This window comes from Pseudovibrio sp. Ad13, from assembly GCF_001623225.1.
Taxonomy (GTDB): Bacteria; Pseudomonadota; Alphaproteobacteria; order Rhizobiales; family Stappiaceae; genus Pseudovibrio.
The window spans coordinates 19114-36094 of the sequence record NZ_LMCC01000005.1; the positions used below are offsets into that span (position 1 = coordinate 19114).

19 protein-coding genes are annotated in these 16981 nt (G+C 54.3%); 5 read left to right on the top strand and 14 right to left on the bottom strand.

Annotated features, from left to right (window positions below; all coding sequences use genetic code 11):
* The first annotated feature begins 43 nt into the window (after positions 1–43).
* Complete coding sequence (locus PsAD13_RS06905) at positions 44–793, top strand: SAM domain-containing protein (RefSeq protein ID WP_153040856.1); 750 nt, start codon at positions 44–46, stop codon at positions 791–793.
* A 110-nt stretch (positions 794–903) separates the two neighbouring features.
* On the opposite strand, the gene PsAD13_RS06910 is transcribed toward PsAD13_RS06905, so the two are convergent.
* The 8 genes from PsAD13_RS06910 to PsAD13_RS06940 are packed head-to-tail and all read right to left on the bottom strand — an operon-like array spanning position 904 to position 9270.
* A complete protein-coding gene (locus PsAD13_RS06910) occupies positions 904–2934 on the bottom strand; it encodes a prohead protease/major capsid protein fusion protein (RefSeq protein ID WP_063317693.1) in 2031 nt (676 codons plus the stop codon).
* Positions 2934–4472: a phage portal protein gene (locus tag PsAD13_RS06915; protein ID WP_063317694.1), complete on the bottom strand. Its 1539-nt coding sequence runs from the start codon at positions 4470–4472 to the stop codon at positions 2934–2936. Before PsAD13_RS06915 ends, PsAD13_RS06910 begins: the two co-directional genes overlap by 1 nt.
* Positions 4469–4678: a hypothetical protein gene (locus PsAD13_RS06920; protein ID WP_063311391.1), complete on the bottom strand. Its 210-nt coding sequence runs from the start codon at positions 4676–4678 to the stop codon at positions 4469–4471. The genes PsAD13_RS06915 and PsAD13_RS06920 overlap by 4 nt, the downstream gene beginning before the upstream one ends.
* Entirely contained in the window at positions 4675–5250 is a 576-nt protein-coding gene (locus PsAD13_RS28465; RefSeq protein WP_208986483.1) for a terminase gpA endonuclease subunit, read from the bottom strand. Before PsAD13_RS28465 ends, PsAD13_RS06920 begins: the two co-directional genes overlap by 4 nt.
* The gene (locus tag PsAD13_RS28470; RefSeq protein WP_208986484.1) at positions 5204–6661 is read right to left on the bottom strand and encodes a terminase gpA endonuclease subunit; all 1458 of its coding nucleotides are present in this window, start codon (positions 6659–6661) and stop codon (positions 5204–5206) included. Before PsAD13_RS28470 ends, PsAD13_RS28465 begins: the two co-directional genes overlap by 47 nt.
* On the bottom strand, positions 6654–7217 hold the full coding sequence (locus PsAD13_RS06930; RefSeq protein ID WP_063317695.1) for a hypothetical protein: 564 nt from the start codon (positions 7215–7217) through the stop codon (positions 6654–6656). The genes PsAD13_RS28470 and PsAD13_RS06930 overlap by 8 nt, the downstream gene beginning before the upstream one ends.
* A 3-nt stretch (positions 7218–7220) precedes the next feature.
* Positions 7221–7919, bottom strand: a complete 699-nt coding sequence (locus PsAD13_RS06935) for a hypothetical protein (RefSeq protein ID WP_063317696.1) — start codon at positions 7917–7919, stop codon at positions 7221–7223.
* A complete protein-coding gene (locus tag PsAD13_RS06940) occupies positions 7912–9270 on the bottom strand; it encodes a site-specific DNA-methyltransferase (RefSeq protein WP_153040857.1) in 1359 nt (452 codons plus the stop codon). The genes PsAD13_RS06935 and PsAD13_RS06940 overlap by 8 nt, the downstream gene beginning before the upstream one ends.
* A gap of 723 nt (positions 9271–9993) precedes the next feature.
* On the opposite strand from PsAD13_RS06940, the gene PsAD13_RS06945 reads away from it, so the two are divergent.
* From PsAD13_RS06945 to PsAD13_RS06955, 3 genes are all read left to right on the top strand, one after another.
* Positions 9994–10197: a hypothetical protein gene (locus PsAD13_RS06945; protein WP_063317698.1), complete on the top strand. Its 204-nt coding sequence runs from the start codon at positions 9994–9996 to the stop codon at positions 10195–10197.
* Positions 10198–10295: 98 nt separating this feature from the next.
* Complete coding sequence (locus PsAD13_RS06950) at positions 10296–10517, top strand: hypothetical protein (RefSeq protein WP_063317699.1); 222 nt, start codon at positions 10296–10298, stop codon at positions 10515–10517.
* A 285-nt stretch (positions 10518–10802) separates the two neighbouring features.
* Complete coding sequence (locus PsAD13_RS06955) at positions 10803–11744, top strand: hypothetical protein (RefSeq protein ID WP_153040858.1); 942 nt, start codon at positions 10803–10805, stop codon at positions 11742–11744.
* 86 nt (positions 11745–11830) lie between these two features.
* Here the strand turns inward: PsAD13_RS06955 and PsAD13_RS06960 are convergent, their stop codons facing one another.
* The 5 genes from PsAD13_RS06960 to PsAD13_RS06980 all read right to left on the bottom strand — a co-directional run bounded on the left by PsAD13_RS06960 (position 11831) and on the right by PsAD13_RS06980 (position 14144).
* Positions 11831–12094 carry a hypothetical protein gene (locus PsAD13_RS06960; protein ID WP_063317701.1) on the bottom strand — a complete coding sequence of 88 codons (264 nt, stop codon included), beginning with the start codon at positions 12092–12094 and terminating at the stop codon, positions 11831–11833.
* Positions 12095–12452: 358 nt separating this feature from the next.
* The gene (locus PsAD13_RS06965; RefSeq protein ID WP_063317702.1) at positions 12453–12839 is read right to left on the bottom strand and encodes a DUF6362 family protein; all 387 of its coding nucleotides are present in this window, start codon (positions 12837–12839) and stop codon (positions 12453–12455) included.
* Between the two features lie 8 nt (positions 12840–12847).
* Complete coding sequence (locus tag PsAD13_RS06970; RefSeq protein WP_063317703.1) at positions 12848–13132, bottom strand: hypothetical protein; 285 nt, start codon at positions 13130–13132, stop codon at positions 12848–12850.
* A gap of 53 nt (positions 13133–13185) precedes the next feature.
* A complete protein-coding gene (locus tag PsAD13_RS06975) occupies positions 13186–13899 on the bottom strand; it encodes a helix-turn-helix domain-containing protein (protein WP_063317704.1) in 714 nt (237 codons plus the stop codon).
* Positions 13896–14144, bottom strand: coding sequence for a helix-turn-helix domain-containing protein (locus PsAD13_RS06980; protein WP_063317705.1), 249 nt, complete (start codon positions 14142–14144; stop codon positions 13896–13898). Before PsAD13_RS06980 ends, PsAD13_RS06975 begins: the two co-directional genes overlap by 4 nt.
* Positions 14145–14639: 495 nt before the next feature.
* On the opposite strand from PsAD13_RS06980, the gene PsAD13_RS06985 reads away from it, so the two are divergent.
* On the top strand, positions 14640–15257 hold the full coding sequence (locus PsAD13_RS06985; RefSeq protein ID WP_063317706.1) for a hypothetical protein: 618 nt from the start codon (positions 14640–14642) through the stop codon (positions 15255–15257).
* On the opposite strand, the gene PsAD13_RS06990 is transcribed toward PsAD13_RS06985, so the two are convergent.
* Positions 15157–16527: a site-specific integrase gene (locus PsAD13_RS06990; RefSeq protein ID WP_084404658.1), complete on the bottom strand. Its 1371-nt coding sequence runs from the start codon at positions 16525–16527 to the stop codon at positions 15157–15159. The two genes, PsAD13_RS06985 and PsAD13_RS06990, sit on opposite strands and share 101 nt — an antisense overlap.
* Between the last annotated feature and the right edge of the window lie 454 nt (positions 16528–16981).

The window sequence follows — 16981 nt, forward strand, 5'->3', positions numbered from 1 at the left end:
GCCGATTGCTTTTTGGTCTATGTTGGGCGCTGGGGGAAGAAATATGATCGTCACATCGTTGTTAGCTATTGCGTTATTATTTTCGCTAGCGGGTATCATCTATCCCTTCAAGCCTTTCAAGAGAAGGTGGCGCGCCTTGTTTTCTTCTATCCTTTGCTTTGTGCTTGTCGGTGTGTTTGCACCTAAACCAGATGAACCTGAAACACAGTCAGGAGAAGCCAAGAGAGAGCAATCGATAGGGCCTGAAAAGAATGAAAAATACTGGGTGGTCTCAAAGCGGTTGAACCGTAGAACATGTCCTTCTGTAGATTGCGGAGTAGTCGGTCAGTTCTTTTTCCGTGAGGCAGCAATGGTTCTGGAAACGAAAAGTGGTTGGGCTCGAGTTACAGAACCTTATGATGCCTTCTGTGTTGATGGGCAGAGTAAGTATGTCGATGCGGGGAATGCTTTTTGCAATTCTTCAAATGGTATAACTGATGGTGCTTTCTCTGAATGGGTTTCTGCAGAATTCCTGTCTCAAGATCGCCCACCTGATCCTGCTGCGGATGCGTCGGGCGTCGAAAAGCTAGTTGCAGGTTCAGATGATTTTGCTCAGTACAGAACTATGTTCACAAAAGCTGCTCAATCCTTGATTGAGCAACGTCGATGCACGGAACAAGACTTTCAAGAAATGGGTGGATGGGTGAAGTCTTCAAACCATCGGAGAAAACCCATTTACTTCACTTATTGTGGGGGAGGTTCCGTCGCAAATCGGCTTTATCTCAATGCTACTTCGGGGGAAGTATTTCGCTAAACGAACCCCTCTGATCAACATAGCCTTGTAAATCCCTGCATCCGGCTCAAGAGGAGCTGGGTAGAGCCGGGTGCAGGTTGTCCTGATAAGGTGCGGGGTCTTATCAGGATTTAAGAGGAAGCCGCGCCGGGGTTCTTGTAGAGCCCGCGATGATCAATGGCCTTAGCAGCAAAATCATGCCGGGCCTTGAGCTCGATGCCATCCACCTCAAAGCCACTTCGGGTTTCTGTAAAGACGCCTTCCTGCCCTTCCAGATAGGCAAACTCCACCGTATCAATGCGCGCTGGATCAGCTGTCAGGAACCAGGGATCCTGACCTGATGCCGGGATCAAACGGGGCTCTTCGATAGGCTCCAGGCGTCCAGCGTAAGCATTGACGTCTGAAGTGTTGGCCGGTGTGGTTGCGGTGATCTGCTTGCGCGCTTCTACCGAGCGGGGGCCAGGCGGGGTAATGATGTAGCGTGGCTGAACTGAGATCAGCCTGCCTTCCAGTCCCTTATGCAAGCCAAAGGCCCGATAGGCAGCCGTTAGCGACGTTTCATCAATTCTGGCCGCTGCGCCCAGATTGTTATGCTTTGCATGGAACAGCGCTGTGCCATCTTGCATCACCGGATTGTCCTTAAGGATGGCGTAAACGATATCGCTTTCAAGATCAGCAGCGGAGGCTCCAAAGGAGCGTGGGATGCGGGTAAAGGCATCCAGATCATCATTGATCAAGGCCTGCCGGGTGATGGCAATGATCTTGCCATAGGTGGCCAGCGCATAGACTTCCTTGCCTTCACCCATTGTGCCGTATTGAAACTCGCCGGATTCCAGCACTTTTTCAAGATCCGGCGCGCCGCCAAGCTGGGTGCGCTGTACCGGTTTAAAATCAACGATGGTTGTGCGCCGTGCCCAGGGGCGGAAGGTGCGCGGGGTGCTGTCATAAGCATCACGCAAAGTTTTACCGGCTACATTGGCAAGGATCGCTGGGAAATCTGAGGTGGCGTGATAGCCGGCTGAACGCATGGCAAAGGCGGCGGTGGCCAGCTCCATCTTGCTCATGCCAAGCGTGCTTAGACCGCGTCGTTCCAAAGCATTGCGAGCCAACTCCAACAGCGTCATGCCGCGGAACTGTCTGGCCTCGTCACTGAGCTTGGTGAGATCGGGCGAGGCCCGGTGTTGCAAAGCATTGGTGAGTGCATCACGGTAGCTGATCTCGTGTGTGTCCTGACCGCGTGCCTCAGCTGGTGCAGGTTCTGAGGTTTTGCCTTTTAAAGGATCGGCTTCATAGATCTTGTCGAGGATTTCGGAGCGGGCGGCCTCTAGAGAAACCCCACGGGTAATCAGATCATCAGCAAAGCTCTCTTCCAGTTTATGACGCCGGCACAGCTGTGTGATGGTGCTGGCGCGAGTGCGTTCCTCTACACGAACGCTCTCAGTGTCAAGTGTGGCCTCTGTCGTTGATGAAGGCGAGGTTGCTTGCTCCTGTGGTTTAAGAGGATTGGTTCTTACCGTATCTGGTGCAGGTTTGTCATTGGGCGTATCTGGCATCACGGACTCCTTGGAGGGCGACGAGAGGGTCAAGTTGCGAACAAGCGTGCAGGGACTGAACGAAGGCGCTATCTCATTTGAGCTTCGGGTTTGCGCGCCCGGATCAGCGGGAATAGCGACTGCTGAGACTTCCAGAGGCTCCCAGTCGGTGGCACGCCAGAGTTCACGTTTGCCTTCTTGTGCTGTGATCTCATAAGTGTGGACGCGGTAGCCAACGGAAACACTGCGCACGGTGCCTTCCAGGATACGCTGGACAATGCCTGAGGCATCAGGTGCGTCTGTCAGCCGGATGGTGGCAAAGCCTTTCCCGTCTTGAAGACGCACGGAGCCTGGAACAACAGAACCAAGCACATTCTCCAGACGCCAGGCATTGTGGGAATTGAGGAACGGAGCACCGGCATCCAGCCTGCCAAGGCGAACGGACCTCTCATCAACCTGAAGCTCTTCGTCGTATTCGACAAGCTCATCCCAACCTTCCCAGCGCATGCGCTGGACGGTGGCACCCGTGGTCCAGACGATCTGGATGGTGCGTGCCTCACGATCCACGCTATCTGTGCGCACTTCTGCAGCCCGCCCCAAAAGCGGCAGGCCTAACGTTTGCTCTGGCATCAGGTTTCGTCCTTTTGGGAGCTGCTGGATGGTTCTGCTTGCGGGCCCGTTTCGAGTTCAGCTTGTGCAAGGCCGGCACGGGACACCTTGCGTGGATCGCTGTCGAGAACCAGGCCGAGGTTGTCGGTCTCGATAAGGAAGGCAGCTTGTTCTTCCACCACCTCGCGCGGATCATAGCCGCGCTTGGCGATCTGCTGGGGCAGGGAGGTGAAGCCTGATCTGGTCTCTATAAGATCGGTTTCAGCATCCTGCTTGGGATTGACGCTTTCAAACTTGGGCGGTGCCCATTCAGCTGGTACGTCCAGCGTATCAATGAGCCCGGCGGTGTAAGCGGCCTCAACAAACCAGATCCAAATGTGCTCGCAGAACATCGGGATGATGATGTGCCATTGTACCTGATCGACCATACGGCGGAACTCGTTGAGGCCTGCCCGGTTGGAGGAGAAGTTCGCCTGACTGAGGTCACCCGTCATCAGCGCATATGGCACCCGGAAACCGGAGGCGATGATATGCATCTGCACCCGGTTCCATTCGGCAATACCGCCAGAATGGCCCGGTGTGTTAAAGCGAATGTCCTTGCCGCCCCGCGCATAGGCGATCATACCGGGAGAGAACTGTTCGATCTGGTTGCCGTCAACATCTTCCACCGTGGGTGCAACAGAGGCCCCGCCATCGCCGTCCTCGCCCAGCACCACGCCGACCAGGCAAGCTTCGGTTTTCTTGCGCACCATTTCAGCAAGCTGCCAGTCACCGAGATCGCGCAGTGCTGTCATGGCCGGCGTTCCCCAGGGCACGCCTCGTGACTGCACGCGCTGACGCTCAAACAGATGTGCCACCATGTCTGCCGGTATGCGAATGGATTCCAACCGGCGCGTGAAGGCAGAGGTGGTGTCTCCCGGATGATCTGGAAACATCCAATAAGCGGTCCGCCTGCCAGCCTTGTCGTATTCAATGCCCTGCCGGATAGAATTGTCTTTGGCTTCACTCAGCCGGGAGGTATCCAGGTGGTCGGCCTCGCGAAGCTCAATCTGCAAGGGCACCTTGCCTTTGGAGCTGCGCTGAGGGCGTTTGAGGGCAAAGACCTCACCGCCTTCAATCATCTCACGCACGGCCAGGCTCAAGAGCCCATGAAAGTCCGTATGACCATGGGCATCGCAAGCCTTTGCCCATTCGTTCCAAAGCTTGTCGATCTTCTTGTTGCGCGCTTTGTTGGATGTGGCCGCCCGTGGCCTTATGCCGGGGCCAACCATGTTGTTGACGAGCACCTGAACCGCTTGGGCTGCCAGTGGATTGTTGCGGACAAGATCACGCATGCGGTCGCGCAGAAGACCGCCTGCTGCTGTGATCTCACTGTCAGCTGCTGTATTACTGGAGCGCCAGCCGTCGCTCAATCTACCCTTTTGCGCGCCTTCATACAGTCGGCGTAAATTGGCAAGGGTTGCTCGGCTGGCATAGCGCTTTGCGGCGCGAGTTGGTGAAAACAGAGCCAGCGCCCGATCACTCCAGGTAAAGGATACCTGCACCGACTTCGTTCTCATCGGATCTCCCGGGTGAACCGAACAAAGCCTGCCACTGGCTTTTTCTTACCATTTGAGGCGGAGATCTCAGCTTCAATGATGCGAATGCGGGTAAGCAGCTGGGCACCGCTGTCATACTCAACTGTCTTGCCTTCATAAGAAACACGGGTGGCACCAGCTGCATAGGCTTTCTTCAGGGCAGCCAATTCTGCTGGCGTCCAGCTCATTTGAACCAGTTCCTCTGTTGTTTCCCAAACCAGGTGTTCTGCTTGGCCTTGCGGGAGCGTCGCTGGCGGCGCGGTTGGCCCGCAGGTTCTGGGGCAGATTGCTGCGCTTGCTTGAGCTGGGCTTCCAGGTCCTGCCAGCGGCTTTCATCCCAGCGATCGATGCCCAGCAGCCAGGCGACCGCGCGGGCATAGACGCGGCAATCCAATGCCTCATTACGTTCACGGGTTTTGACCCATTCTGATTTGGCAAAGCCGGTGCGCTTGTTCTTGCGCTGAACCAGCTGCTCTGCAGTTATCTGCTTGAACCATTCAGTACTGACGCCCTGACCCACATGGATGAAACCATCGGAATAGGCTTTGCCAAGGGCAAGATCTTCGTCGGTGGGCACATTCAAGCGGAAATAGCGATAGGTCTCCAGCTTGAAGACGGAAACCGCCACATTCCAAAGAGCCACTCCGCGGGAGATTTTGCGCCCGCCCTCAGTCACGTCCACATAGCTTGGCCCATCAACAGGGGCTATGCGGTCAAACCCGCCGCGGCCCTTCAAGGCGATCACCTGGCCGCGACCCATCTTGCGCACCCAAGCATAAACGGAATCCACCCCCATGTCCGTCGCCCGTATCAATGCCCACACGGGCAACGGACATGGGTACGCCGCTTTCATGAGGCCAGGTGCTGGCACAAAGCTCTGTGAGCTCATCCCACACATTCTCGCTGAAAACATCGCCATCCAGCGTGATGTGATCGATAAGCCAGCTTATTCCGCCTCTGCCCCAGGCCCAGACATCTGCTTCCAGACGTCCGGTACGCTGTACATCAACGCCCATGGTGAGCACCAATCCGCCATGTGGGACCGTGCCAAGTTTGAAGGTCTCGCGGCGCTCATAGAGCTTTTGCCAGTCCGGCGCTTCGCCTTGTTCTTCCCAGGTCTCGCCCAGAGTGGTGTTCTTGAACGCCTTGAGCAGCGCATCCTTGCCCTGGGCTGCTTCCCAGGAGCGGGCAATCGCCTCCCAGGACAGCCAGCCAATGGGCGAATAAAGCCCCGAGATATGAAACCCGACAATACCAGCCTCATGGGCTTTGCGGATGAGTTCCGGATCTGCGGTCGGCTGCCAACACGCACGGTTCTCAGGATCCATCATCCATGTCTTAAAGCGTTCCTCGATTGGCTGGTCGCAATGCTCACAAAGATACCGCACCGAGCGCGGGATACCCCAATCCCACTTGAGGCGTTCGAACTTTAGAACCTGGAGGCCCAGACAATGGGGGCAGGGGACAAAGTAGCGGTTCTGGTCAGAAAGCTCGAACTCCGCTTCGATGCGCGAGGCCCCTTTAATGGTTGGCGTGGACGAGATGTAGATCTTCTTGCGCCGACCAAACGTATGGGTGCGTGCTTCCGCCAAGGTGACTGGGTCACCTTCCTCATCCAGATCATCCTTGTAAGCGTCCACCTCATCCAGGTGCACATAGCGGATTGGCATAGAGCGAAGACCTGCCGCCGAGTTGCCGCCAGCAATGAAGAGATGCCCGCCAGGATAGCTTTTCTCCAGCTGCGTGTTGCCGCTGTCGCGTGACTTGGCCGGGGCCACGATCTCCCGAATGGTAGGTGTTGCCTCAATCATCGGATCCACCCGCTGGCGGGAGAACCGCTTGGCAGTGGTCTCATTGGCTTGCACGGCTAAAAACGGAGCGGGCGCCACCTCCATGGTGTGCCCGATCCAGTTGATGCCGGCCTCCGTCGCGCCAACCTGAGCGGATTTGGCAAAGATGATCTTCTGAGCCCAGTGACTGGGCGAGAGCGCATCCATAATGGCGCGCATGAACGGCGTGCGCGAACTTGCATATTTGCCAGGCTCTGCTGCGCCCTTTGAGGACAGATAGCGTTTGGCATCAGCCCACTGCGTAACCGTAAGGGCTGGATCTGGTGCCAGTCCCGAAAGCCAGGCGGTTTGAATGTCACTTGTGCCCTGATACTCACCCACCGAGCTCTATCTTGATTTCCGAAAGCCGGGCTAAGTGATCGCGAATAACCTCATCAAGCAGCAACTCCATCTTGTGGGCATCGACGCCCAGCTCCGCTGCCATATTGGCGGCAATGCGGGCCGGCAGCTGCAGCCAGGAATCCCGTTCCTTACGGGCCAGATCGAACACATGGTTCACCGCCGCACGACGATCAATGAGCTCACCCTTAAGCTGTTGCAGAAGCAGTTTGGAGCGTTGTGCCTTCAACGCTTCATTGGCTGCCCGCGCCTTGGCGTAGGTGATGCCTTGCGAACCACCAATTGGATCGGATCCTTCGGGAATTGAAGGGGTGGTAGACGGCTTGGTCGGTTGCCGCTCCGAGCTCTTGGGCTGTCTGCGTTTCGCGCTGTCTGTTGATGCCGCCCACTGCGCATCCGCTTTAGCTGGATCAATGCTGCCATCAGCTTCAATGGTGATCCTGCCTGATTGGATTGCCTTGCGAACGGCGGATTCTCCTCCGCCAGATAAACCCAAAGCTTTACGGTGGGCAGCATAAGCACGTCGTGATAGTCCCATGTATCAGGTCCATAACTGTTCAATTTCATCGAGCGAGACGGTAACGTCCTGCTCGGGGCGTTGCTGCGGTGAGGTATGTTTGACCTTCTGCTCCTCTGAAGCTTCGATATAACGATCATAGACCGCCTGAATGATTGCCTTGTTGTCTTGGGAACGTGCTGATTGTTCCCACAGGGCATCAAACCAGCTTGTGTAGAACGCAGTCACTTTGTCATCCACGTCAATGTCGAACTGCTCGGTGCGCAAGTTCTTGTTGAGGTTCATAGAGGAGCGCATCACTGCTTGACCGCACTTGCCGGAGACAATCACCACCTTGGCGTGGACCGACAGACAGCGGAACGCATCAACGCCCAGCTTCTCGATAAGGGGTCCTGCAAACTTAGGCGATTTCTCAAAAGTGCCACGATCAAGAAGGACGCGGATATTTTTGATCCGGCCTTCCATCTGGATCTGGCGGGTGCGTTCCACGTCATAGATCCCAGTGGTCCAGGTCGAGATGCGTACATCTGCGGGACCTAGTTCTGAGACCATGTGCTCCATGGCATCTATTGCGGAGAATTGTCCTGCAGTAAGCCCTGTGATCTGCAGCCCTGGTTCCAACGGGCCGATCAGAGCTGCCGCACTTGCCGTCCGATGAATTACGGTGCGGGTTGCTTTGGATGCATATCTTAGCGCGCGTGGGCGTCCCTTGCCTTTAACCATCTGTGCTCGCCAGTGTTCTGATTTCGTCAAAGCTGCGGCCATCGCCGGCAAGCGTTGCTTGTCTGCCGGTGTATTCTTGCCAGCGAGCAACGATCACATCGCAGTATTGGGGATCAAGTTCCATCAGCCGTGCTTTGCGCCCTAGCTTTTCGCAGGCAATTAACGTGGAACCTGAGCCACCAAAGGGATCCAGCACAAGATCGCCATGCTTGGTTGAGTTCTCCAGCATTTGCTGGATGAGAGAGACTGGCTTCATGGTCGGGTGTTCAGCGCTTCTGACCGGTTTATCGTGATGGATGACGGTGCTGTCGAGCGAGCGCATGGATATGTTTTCGCCTTCAACGACGATCACTTGATCTCCCAGATCAATTTGCAGACTGTCGTCCGGCATCACCCGCAGGAATTTGCCGTCCGCTTCAAAAACGGTGGTGTTGGTGCGTCCACCATACCAGCTATGAGATGCGCCCAGTTTCCAGCCGTAAAGGATGGGCTCGTGGCGCCATTGATAGTCAGCATGCCCAATCACCAAAGCGGGCTTGATCCAGATGAGGCAGCTAGAAAGCTTAAATCCAGCTTGCACAAAAGCCCGGCGGAAGCTGACACCCTCGGTTTCGGAATGCGCCACATAGATGGGTGCTCCTGCTCGCATGACAGCTGAGGTGCAGGAAAAAGCATCTAGCAGGAATTCACGGAACGCGCCTTTACTGAGATTGTCGTTCTTAATCTTTCCTGCCGCGCTTTCGTAATTGACGTTGTAGGGCGGGTCGGTCCAAACCCCATCGGCCTGTTCTCCGTCGCACAGCGCGTTCATGTGATCCGAAGAGGTGCTGTCACCGCACATGAGGCGGTGCTCACCTAACTGCCAGATGCAACCAGGAACCGAAGCGTGTACCGGCTCAGGTGAGGGAATATGATCCTCGTCACCAGGTGGAGGCGGTGGAGTGTCTTCACTTCCAAATCCCAGAAGATCGCCAAGTTCCTCATCGGAAAACCCCAGTACATCCAGATCGAAGCTGTCATCGCTAAGTGCTGCCAATTCTTCGCGGAGCAGGGCTTCGTCCCAGCCTGCGTTCTCCGCGATCCTGTTATCGGCAATGATCAAGGCTCGCTGCTGCACCTCAGACAGATGCGCTAATCGGATAACAGGGACTTGCTCGAGCTCCAGTCTTTGCGCTGCCAGCAAACGCCCGTGGCCAGCGATAATATCGTTCTCAGCGCCGACTAGGATCGGGTTGGTAAAGCCGAACTCTGCGATGGAACTTGCAATCTGGGTGATCTGCCAATCGGGATGTGTTCGTGCGTTGCGGGCATAGGGGACCAGCATCGCAATCGACATCATCTCGACTTGCAAAGAGTAACTCCTGTTGTTTGGGTGCGAACCATGGAAGTCAGGGTGCGCACCCGAGTAGCTAAAGTGCGCACCTAAGATGCGCACCCAAAACTGAAGGTGCGCACCCTGAGGAGATGGGGTCGACCGAACCCCAGTGAGGTGAAAACTAATCGCCTCAGTAGGTTATTGTTGCTGTGTTGCAGTGCGAAGTTTGCCAAGTGCGCACCTGCGCACCCCAACTGCGCACCCAAAATTTTCCGCTGCAACTAGCGATCTGGTGCGCAAAGCCCCACCGCATACGATTGCGGCCCGGAAGGACCCAAAAGTCGGGGTAGGGGATGCATGGTATGGGATTGTGCCGAGGATATTGCACGGCTTGACTGCGATTGGAGGAGGAGACCGCAGCTCCACTGAGCATAGCGATAATCTGCCTGAACCAGCCCGTTTCTGTCGCGCCAGAAGTGCAGGGTCATTTGTTGGGGTACGCGGTAGGACGCAGTTGAACCCAGCCCAAAGCGGTCGCGAGACGATAGCAGCCGGGACTGGACGGCACCGGCAAGCAAGAGGCCTCTTGTTTTACAACGCGCGCTAGCCACACTTCGCAGGCACCAAGATACACACGAGATTAGCGGTATGACACCTATAAGCCCTTGATTGTGAGGACGGGTATGGCATTGCGCGGTACCTGAATAGGCGCGGGCAGGCCATGTGTAAAGGGCACAAGCGACGAGAGGAGCAAGCGCCATGCACGTGAACTACATCTACACCGAACACCCCCAATGGGGGACGGAAATCCTACGCTACACAAACGAGGAAATGCGCGAGGTCTTCGGTGACAAGCTCACTGAGGAAATCTGGGCCGGCAAGATTATCCTGCACAAGGGCGGTGCCTACCTGGACATGCTGTCAGCCGTGCGCGAAAAGCTGGCAGCAGAAATCGAAGCCTAAACCACACAAGACTAGGAAGAAGACTAGCCCCGCCACAAGTGCGGGGTAGGGATCGTGAAAGACGGGCAAAGTGCCTGTCCCTAACGGAGGAAGGGCTTATGAGAACCAGTACAATCAGGATTGCAGTACAGCAGCTACCCAGAGCGGGGTTTGACGAACACAGGCCTTATGAGGCGTGCGACCCAATCGCCTCCGAGCTAGACGACAAGGCCGCTGTTAAGGCCCGAGTAAATGCAGACAGCATGACCCTAACAGTAGAAGTGAACACCGACCAGCTCCTCGACGCAGCGACCACACTTCGAGAGCTTGGTCTGATTTGAACCAACTGGTTGTCAGTGCATGGATTATAACCCCGCCTCAGCGCGGGGTTTGCTGGTTGGCAAGATTGGATTAGCCAGAAGATTCGTTTGTGGTAAAGGAGGCCAGTACACCCCTTCCGGGTCTCTAGTGATGCACCTTCCCGGTCTATGGGTTTAGTTATTGTGAGCGCAGAAGTTCATCATTTTTTCACCACGAGTCATTGGGTGTGGGCTGCACTCCTCACATCATGAGCTTGTGCTCGTCTCTTGGATGTCAGTGTAAACACCAAGGAAATAGAGATGATAATGCAAAGGCTTGAACTTGCACAAAGAATAATGAGTGACTTTATTAGAACCAAATCAGAAGCTGAGCTACCGGTCTCAATGTGTTTTGTAGATACCGGGGTGCAAGAGCTGGTTATTGGCTTGGATTTGAAGCGTAAGATGAAACATGAAGAGCTTATTGCTCGGGTTCAATGTTTGATTGGGAAAACACCAATACGGTTGGAGGCAGTTTCGCCTCAGAGGATGAGCCACAATAATCAACTTCAGGTTCGTCCGGTTCAAGGTGCTCTACAAATGGAAGGTGCTGACCGAGGTATTGGAACGATTACTGCACCTTGTACAATTATTGAAGATTTTGGTTTTCTTGTTTCCGGTCATGTTGCAAAGGAAGTCGATCAGGCCATTTATCAGACTGGCTCTCCTGATGAGATCGGAACAGTAGCGTTCATATCAGACTACATGAATGGCTCGTGCGATGCTGCATGGGTTCTTGCCAATGAAGCGGGTAAAGAACGTTTCAGCCAAGGTATCATTTGGAGAAAAGGTGGGACAGTTGACAACCCAAACTTCTTTGCAATTGATGAAGTATGGTCTTCCGAAAAATACGAGATCGGTCAAAACGTATTTATGGCAGGGTCAAATATTGAAGATGTAAAGGAAGGAGTAGTTTTGGGGAAAGACGCGACTGTGAGATTTTCGGATGGTGGCACGCTTACCAACCAAGTGATCACTTCTTACTCGACAACTCCAGGTGATAGTGGAGCGCCGGTTTTCGTACCGCTTAGTTCAAGCCGGTCAAACAAGAAAGTCGCATTTCTTGGCATTAATGCCGGGATCACAGATCCTGATAACCCTCCTTTAGATCTAAAGAAAGGTAGCTATGGTGTATTTTCTCCCTGGGAAGCCATACAGTATAATATAGGCATTACAGATGGTGATATCATTACTCCTTGGGAGGTATAGATATACGTCTAAAAGCTTGAGAGGCACTGCGCCTCCCAAGCCAGAATATTCCATGAGAGGCAGGACCTCTCGGTATTCCATATTTTTTAGTCTTTTGAGACTTCCAGTGCGCAAGGATCAAGCAGATCGGAGATCCTCTCACTACTTGCCTGCGCATTTTCTATGTGATTGCGCACAGTGTCAAACAGCGTCAGCAACGCTTCATATTCCTGGGTATGCTCCATGCGCTCGCTCATCACCACGCTCATGGAATAGACTAGATTTTTGAGGTGGTTGGTTGATAATCGAAGCTGATCCACTTCATTGCGAAGGGACGTATGGGCACATTTCTCTTTACCAGTTTCTGTCATTTCAAGCCCTCTACTTTGGGTGTTGAACAACCGCTCAGCAGAAGGCATTCGACAACCCACTGGCGAGCGGGAGGTTCGAAACCTGCAAGTAGACAGGCGGGTTTATTCCCCCCGCGAGAGGGTATTATATTCACCGCCCTCCCGCCCATAAGCGAGAGTTTGCGTAAGGAGGGCTAACTCCAAACACAAATTGACCGCCGAATAACGGCAGCGGTGACCGCTACTTGTGAGAGGTTTCGACGCCTCAAGATGACCATGCGATGATTGGCGCAAGGTGTCAATGCAAGGAAACCGAATTCCTCCACAAACCCATGGCATTAGCCGGTCATGAATGTAGAGGGTAGAGGTGTATGTGACGTCACCTTCGCCTGTTTATAGCGCTCTGTATGGTGAGAACTGCCGCCACAGCGCGGCGATGAGCGGTAGAACGGGTCAGCCCCACCTGAATGCAGATGGGTCGCCAGCGGAAACCTTCTGCCCGCATCCAAAGGATTTTACGGTCATCAGGCTCAGAGATGTATCGTAGCCAATCAATGGCTTCTTCCATGAGCTGAATGTCTTTGGCGCTGGGCACCGCCCGGATTTGGGTTTTGTTGTAACCATAGGCTTCATGAACATCATGGATGACCTGCGGCCAGGTGTTGCCGTCCCGCCGTGGTGTAGATCTTGGCGGATTTGGAAGCCGTCGTAATGTGCTGGCCGCAAGTTCAAGTCGGTCGACGATCTGGGTGGTGGTGAGCGCCATACGATCCTCTAGGTGGATGCTTTTGGGGTGACTTGTGCGTCCAATACGCTGTGCAGCACCCGGATGTGGAAGTTCCGCGCTGCCATGATGGGTTCAGTAAGGGCAATCAGTTGGCCAGGTGTGGGAGCGATCGTTTTTGAACTGCGCCGCCAGGCCTGACAGGTAGCGAAGATCACATCGGTTGGATAGCTGCTTAGATCCTGGATCCAATCTTCAATCAGCTGTGTGATGGCCTCTGGTGAGAGCCGTTTTTGCGGATAGTGATTGAGAAGCTGACCAACAGCCAGGCTCACTGGTTTTGATCCTCCAGGTGCGTTGGCCTGTGTGAGTGTGCTGAGCAGCTGCTCTAGTTCCTCAATTTCTTGGTGCCTGACGCCGTTCTGGTCGTGTGGTGGTCAGTTGCTGCAAGAGCCTCATCCCAGGCTCTCTGCCAAACATGGGAAATGGATTTTTTGCGTTTGGAGGGTTCATGGGATCGAACAGATTGCTCATGGGATTGCTCCTTGGATTGAAGGACCGCCTGTGCTGGAGGTTTTACCCGATGTTGCTCACAGGCCGTGTTTTGGGGGTAAGGGGGAAAAGGTTCTTTTGATGGTTCTAAATGACGGTTCAAGGGGGGCACCACGTGCCGGTTGGTAGCGGCACCAGATGCCGGTTGGTGCGGCACCACGTGCCGGTTGCTAGCAGGTCCTTCCGGCACACCATGCCGCTTGTGTGTTCTCGGTTTGGTCACCTCCAGATTTTCTAGGGCAGGGTGATCATTTTGATCGGGAATGGCCCTGCGTCCGTCAAAGCCAGTAAGGACGAAAATATCGGACCTGCGAGAGCCATTGGCACGGCGACGTTGGTAGCGGGTGATCAGCCCCAGCGCTTCCAGGTCATTCAGGCAGTTGCGCAGCTTGCGCTCCGAGCAGCAGCAGGCCTCCTGCAGCGTGGCTTGCGAGGGCCAGCACAGGCCGTATTCATCTGCAAAGTTGGCGATGGTGATGAGTATAAACTTCTCGATTGGATCGGTGATGTCGCTCCGCCCATAAGCCCAGGTGATCGCTTGAACGCTCATAGGTTCGAAATCCTGTTCTCACGGATTTCCTTTTGCCTCAGCCACTCGGTGACAGAGGCGCGGCGGTAAAACACCCGGCGCCCAGTACGCACGCAAGGCGGGCCAATACGCATGGTCTGCCAGCGGCCCAGCGTATCAACACAAACGCCAAGCTCTTTGGCCAGCTGGGCGCGGGTCATCCAGCCATCTAGAACGGCCTTGGGTTCTGATTGTTCAAGTTCCGGGGTAGGGACGTTGTCTTCCATGTGCTCCTCCAAAGCAGGACCGCTCGGGCTCAAACGGTTTGCGGAAAAGCTAAGCATGGAGGGCAAATGGGCGTATAGGCGTTCAAAGGCAGTGAAAGGCGTTCATAGGCGTTCAAACATTAAGGCAACGCCTATTGAGGACAACCGAACCGCTTCCTGAGGCTGCTCCCTCGATGCATCGGAGGCCTCAAACCAAGGGCCGCAACTGCCCCTGTGAGTTCATGAAGATTTGGAATATCCCATAGATATCAATGGTCAATTTTAGAATTCGAGTTGCAGCAAAAACTTTCAGTATTTCAAACAGTTGATGTTCTGGTCAAATCAACTCTGCTGGATTTGCTGATTTGAGAAGCTGGCCTGTTGTAAGCCGGTAAAGGTCTTAAGTTTTTCTGGAAATTGCCTGACCTAAACGGCAGGCTGAATGCGAACTACATGCGGTGATGTGTTCTTTGATGAGGCCCAATAGAAGCTGGATGCCACAGGGGAGGGATACCAATGACGCTGCCATCAAAAGAGTATTTCACAGTTTTTGAAGCTGAGGCGCGTTGGGGTGTTCCACTTGCCACCATTGCAGGCTGGGCTGAGGCGGGGCGGTTTCGTCTCGTTACCAGCACGCCATTGGTTGTGTGCGGGGCACAAAAAGTATGTGGGATGGTGGAGCTATGCGGATCGGATCTGTTCAAAATGCTGGGAACCGCGGGGGTACCTGCACGCACCTGCCTCGTGCACCGCGTGATCCCTTTGCGCAAGAAAGGTGCCGAATTGCTTTATGTCACCTGCCCCAGGCAAGGTCTGGCAGTACAGCCCGATGAGCTTTGGATTCCAGCGACTGATCTTTATCGCTTTGAAGAAAAGCATGCTCTTGGTCAGTGTAGTGGCAGGAGTGGCAATCGGGGTGGACGTGAGCCTAAGTATGACTGGGAAGGGATGTGGGCACCGCTGTGTGTGCATCTGTTTACGCAAGGCGTCCCCAATACCCTGAATGAGCTCGCCAGTGCGATGCAGGACTGGTTTATTGAGGTCTCTCCAGCCGGAGAGGCGCCTGATATGAGTACCATCCGTCGCCGTATTCAGCCTCTTTGGCAGGCGCTGAAAACGGCACGGGAGAACTAGCAGTCAAGGTTGGTGCAGAAAAGACAGGTGAAGTTGGAGGAGGTGAGATAATTTGCTGTGTGTGTCGGCGCGGCTTGGCGGTCACATAACCTGCAACTGCATTTACACTCTCACGCAAAGGAGATTCCATCAGATGGGCATAGCGCTGGGTTGTGCTCATTTGGGTGTGACCCAAGAGCCTGCCAATTACTTCGAGTGAAGCGCCTCCAGACACCAGAAGAGATGCAAATGTATGGCGAAGATCATGAATGCGAACATCGCAGATCTCTGCCTGTTTCAAAATGCCTTGCCAATAACGGCGCATTTCATGAACGGGCTTGCCAGTCCCATCTCCCGGAAATAGCCAGGGGCAGTCTTCAGAGACAACGGACTGGCGTCTCCTCACCAGGTCAGCGACCTCAGGTGATATAGGCAGGCGGTGGGTACGCTTCTGCTTGGTATTGGTTGCTGGTTTGAACCAAGTAAGCAGTTCGAGGTTGAACTGCTCGAAGCGGGCAAATCTTACTTCGCCCAGACGTGAGCCTGTGAGAAGGCAGAGGCGGATCACATCAGCTCCGCGTTTGTCTTTGCTGTTCTCGAGCGCATCAGACAGACGGTTGATCTCATCAAGTGACAAGAACCGCTCGCGGGCATTCTCTAGCCTCTTGTGGAATCCTTGCGCTGGGTTATCAGGACGCATCTTCCACTGCACCGATAGATTAAACATTTTGCGTAGGATCTCGCCGAGACGATTGGCTCGAATGGGTGTGGATTTTGGTTTGCTTCGGCGTTTGAGTTTCTTTGCGGGACGATGTCGCCCAGCGGCCACGTTGCTGAGCAGCTTGTTGACATCCGCAGGTGAAATCTCGCGCACCAGAAGGTTCTTCCACTGCGGCAGCACCAATTTACTCAGCATGGAAATCTGGTCTGCCTGATTGCGGGCGGCAAGTTTGGGTAGGTGCTCATCGATATAACGCTCAATAAGATCGCTTACGCGCGGCACAACACGTTCTGCTTCCCGGTTGCCCAACGGGTCGTAATCAAGCTCAATCTCCCGGCGGATGGTTTTGGCTCGCTCTCGTGCTGCGACTACACTCCAGGCCGGCCATTGGCCGATGGTGTAGCGACGCTGGCGGCCATTGACGCGGTAGGACACGTTAAACGCCTTGGTGCCGGACTTGTAGATCACCAAAGCAAAACCAGATACGACACTGTCAAACAGCTGGTATTGCCGAACCGTGGGCTTTGCTGTGCGAGCAATCTTTTCTGTAAGGCGCTGACGACTTGGCACAATCTACTCCCCCTCACATAACATCCAAGTAATGCGTAGTGTGCCAGCTCTTGCAAGTTCTAAGTCTTAGCTTATGGCGTGCTCACGCTTGCAGGGAAGTCTAATCGGAGCAGATCTTGGGCGTATAGGCGTTCATAGGCGTTCAAAGGCAATGAAAGGCGTTCAAAAGCAGTGAAAAGTAGAAGGGGTGCACGCAGGACGCCAAATCAGGAGAAAAATCCCCCTTCGAAAGAACTGGAAGATGAATAGCGATAGGCTGAGCTGCCAGCTTCAGCCAGTTTGCATATCAGGCATTATTCCTGAGCAGTATTCATCTGAAAGCAATTCTTCGCTGTCAAAGGTCACTATAAGCTCCCCTAAGAGGAATTGTTTTGGAGGTCATTTGAGGTCTGAAGCCCCCAAATTCAGCTCAAAAAAGACCTTGTCTTTGAGGTCTTATTCCGATTTTCCCTTA

Bases quoted from the DNA above. Each gene is read 5' to 3' on its own strand.
- PsAD13_RS06905 (WP_153040856.1), top strand. From the start codon at position 44: ATGATCGTCACATCGTTGTTAGCTATTGCGTTATTATTTTCGCTAGCG.
- PsAD13_RS06910 (WP_063317693.1), bottom strand. From the start codon at position 2,934: ATGCCAGAGCAAACGTTAGGCCTGCCGCTTTTGGGGCGGGCTGCAGAA.
- PsAD13_RS06915 (WP_063317694.1), bottom strand. From the start codon at position 4,472: ATGAGAACGAAGTCGGTGCAGGTATCCTTTACCTGGAGTGATCGGGCG.
- PsAD13_RS06920 (WP_063311391.1), bottom strand. From the start codon at position 4,678: ATGAGCTGGACGCCAGCAGAATTGGCTGCCCTGAAGAAAGCCTATGCA.
- PsAD13_RS28465 (WP_208986483.1), bottom strand. From the start codon at position 5,250: ATGGGTCGCGGCCAGGTGATCGCCTTGAAGGGCCGCGGCGGGTTTGAC.
- PsAD13_RS06930 (WP_063317695.1), bottom strand. From the start codon at position 7,217: ATGGGACTATCACGACGTGCTTATGCTGCCCACCGTAAAGCTTTGGGT.
- PsAD13_RS06935 (WP_063317696.1), bottom strand. From the start codon at position 7,919: ATGGTTAAAGGCAAGGGACGCCCACGCGCGCTAAGATATGCATCCAAA.
- PsAD13_RS06945 (WP_063317698.1), top strand. From the start codon at position 9,994: ATGCACGTGAACTACATCTACACCGAACACCCCCAATGGGGGACGGAA.
- PsAD13_RS06950 (WP_063317699.1), top strand. From the start codon at position 10,296: ATGAGAACCAGTACAATCAGGATTGCAGTACAGCAGCTACCCAGAGCG.
- PsAD13_RS06955 (WP_153040858.1), top strand. From the start codon at position 10,803: ATGCAAAGGCTTGAACTTGCACAAAGAATAATGAGTGACTTTATTAGA.
- PsAD13_RS06960 (WP_063317701.1), bottom strand. From the start codon at position 12,094: ATGACAGAAACTGGTAAAGAGAAATGTGCCCATACGTCCCTTCGCAAT.
- PsAD13_RS06965 (WP_063317702.1), bottom strand. From the start codon at position 12,839: ATGGCGCTCACCACCACCCAGATCGTCGACCGACTTGAACTTGCGGCC.
- PsAD13_RS06975 (WP_063317704.1), bottom strand. From the start codon at position 13,899: ATGAGCGTTCAAGCGATCACCTGGGCTTATGGGCGGAGCGACATCACC.
- PsAD13_RS06980 (WP_063317705.1), bottom strand. From the start codon at position 14,144: ATGGAAGACAACGTCCCTACCCCGGAACTTGAACAATCAGAACCCAAG.
- PsAD13_RS06985 (WP_063317706.1), top strand. From the start codon at position 14,640: ATGACGCTGCCATCAAAAGAGTATTTCACAGTTTTTGAAGCTGAGGCG.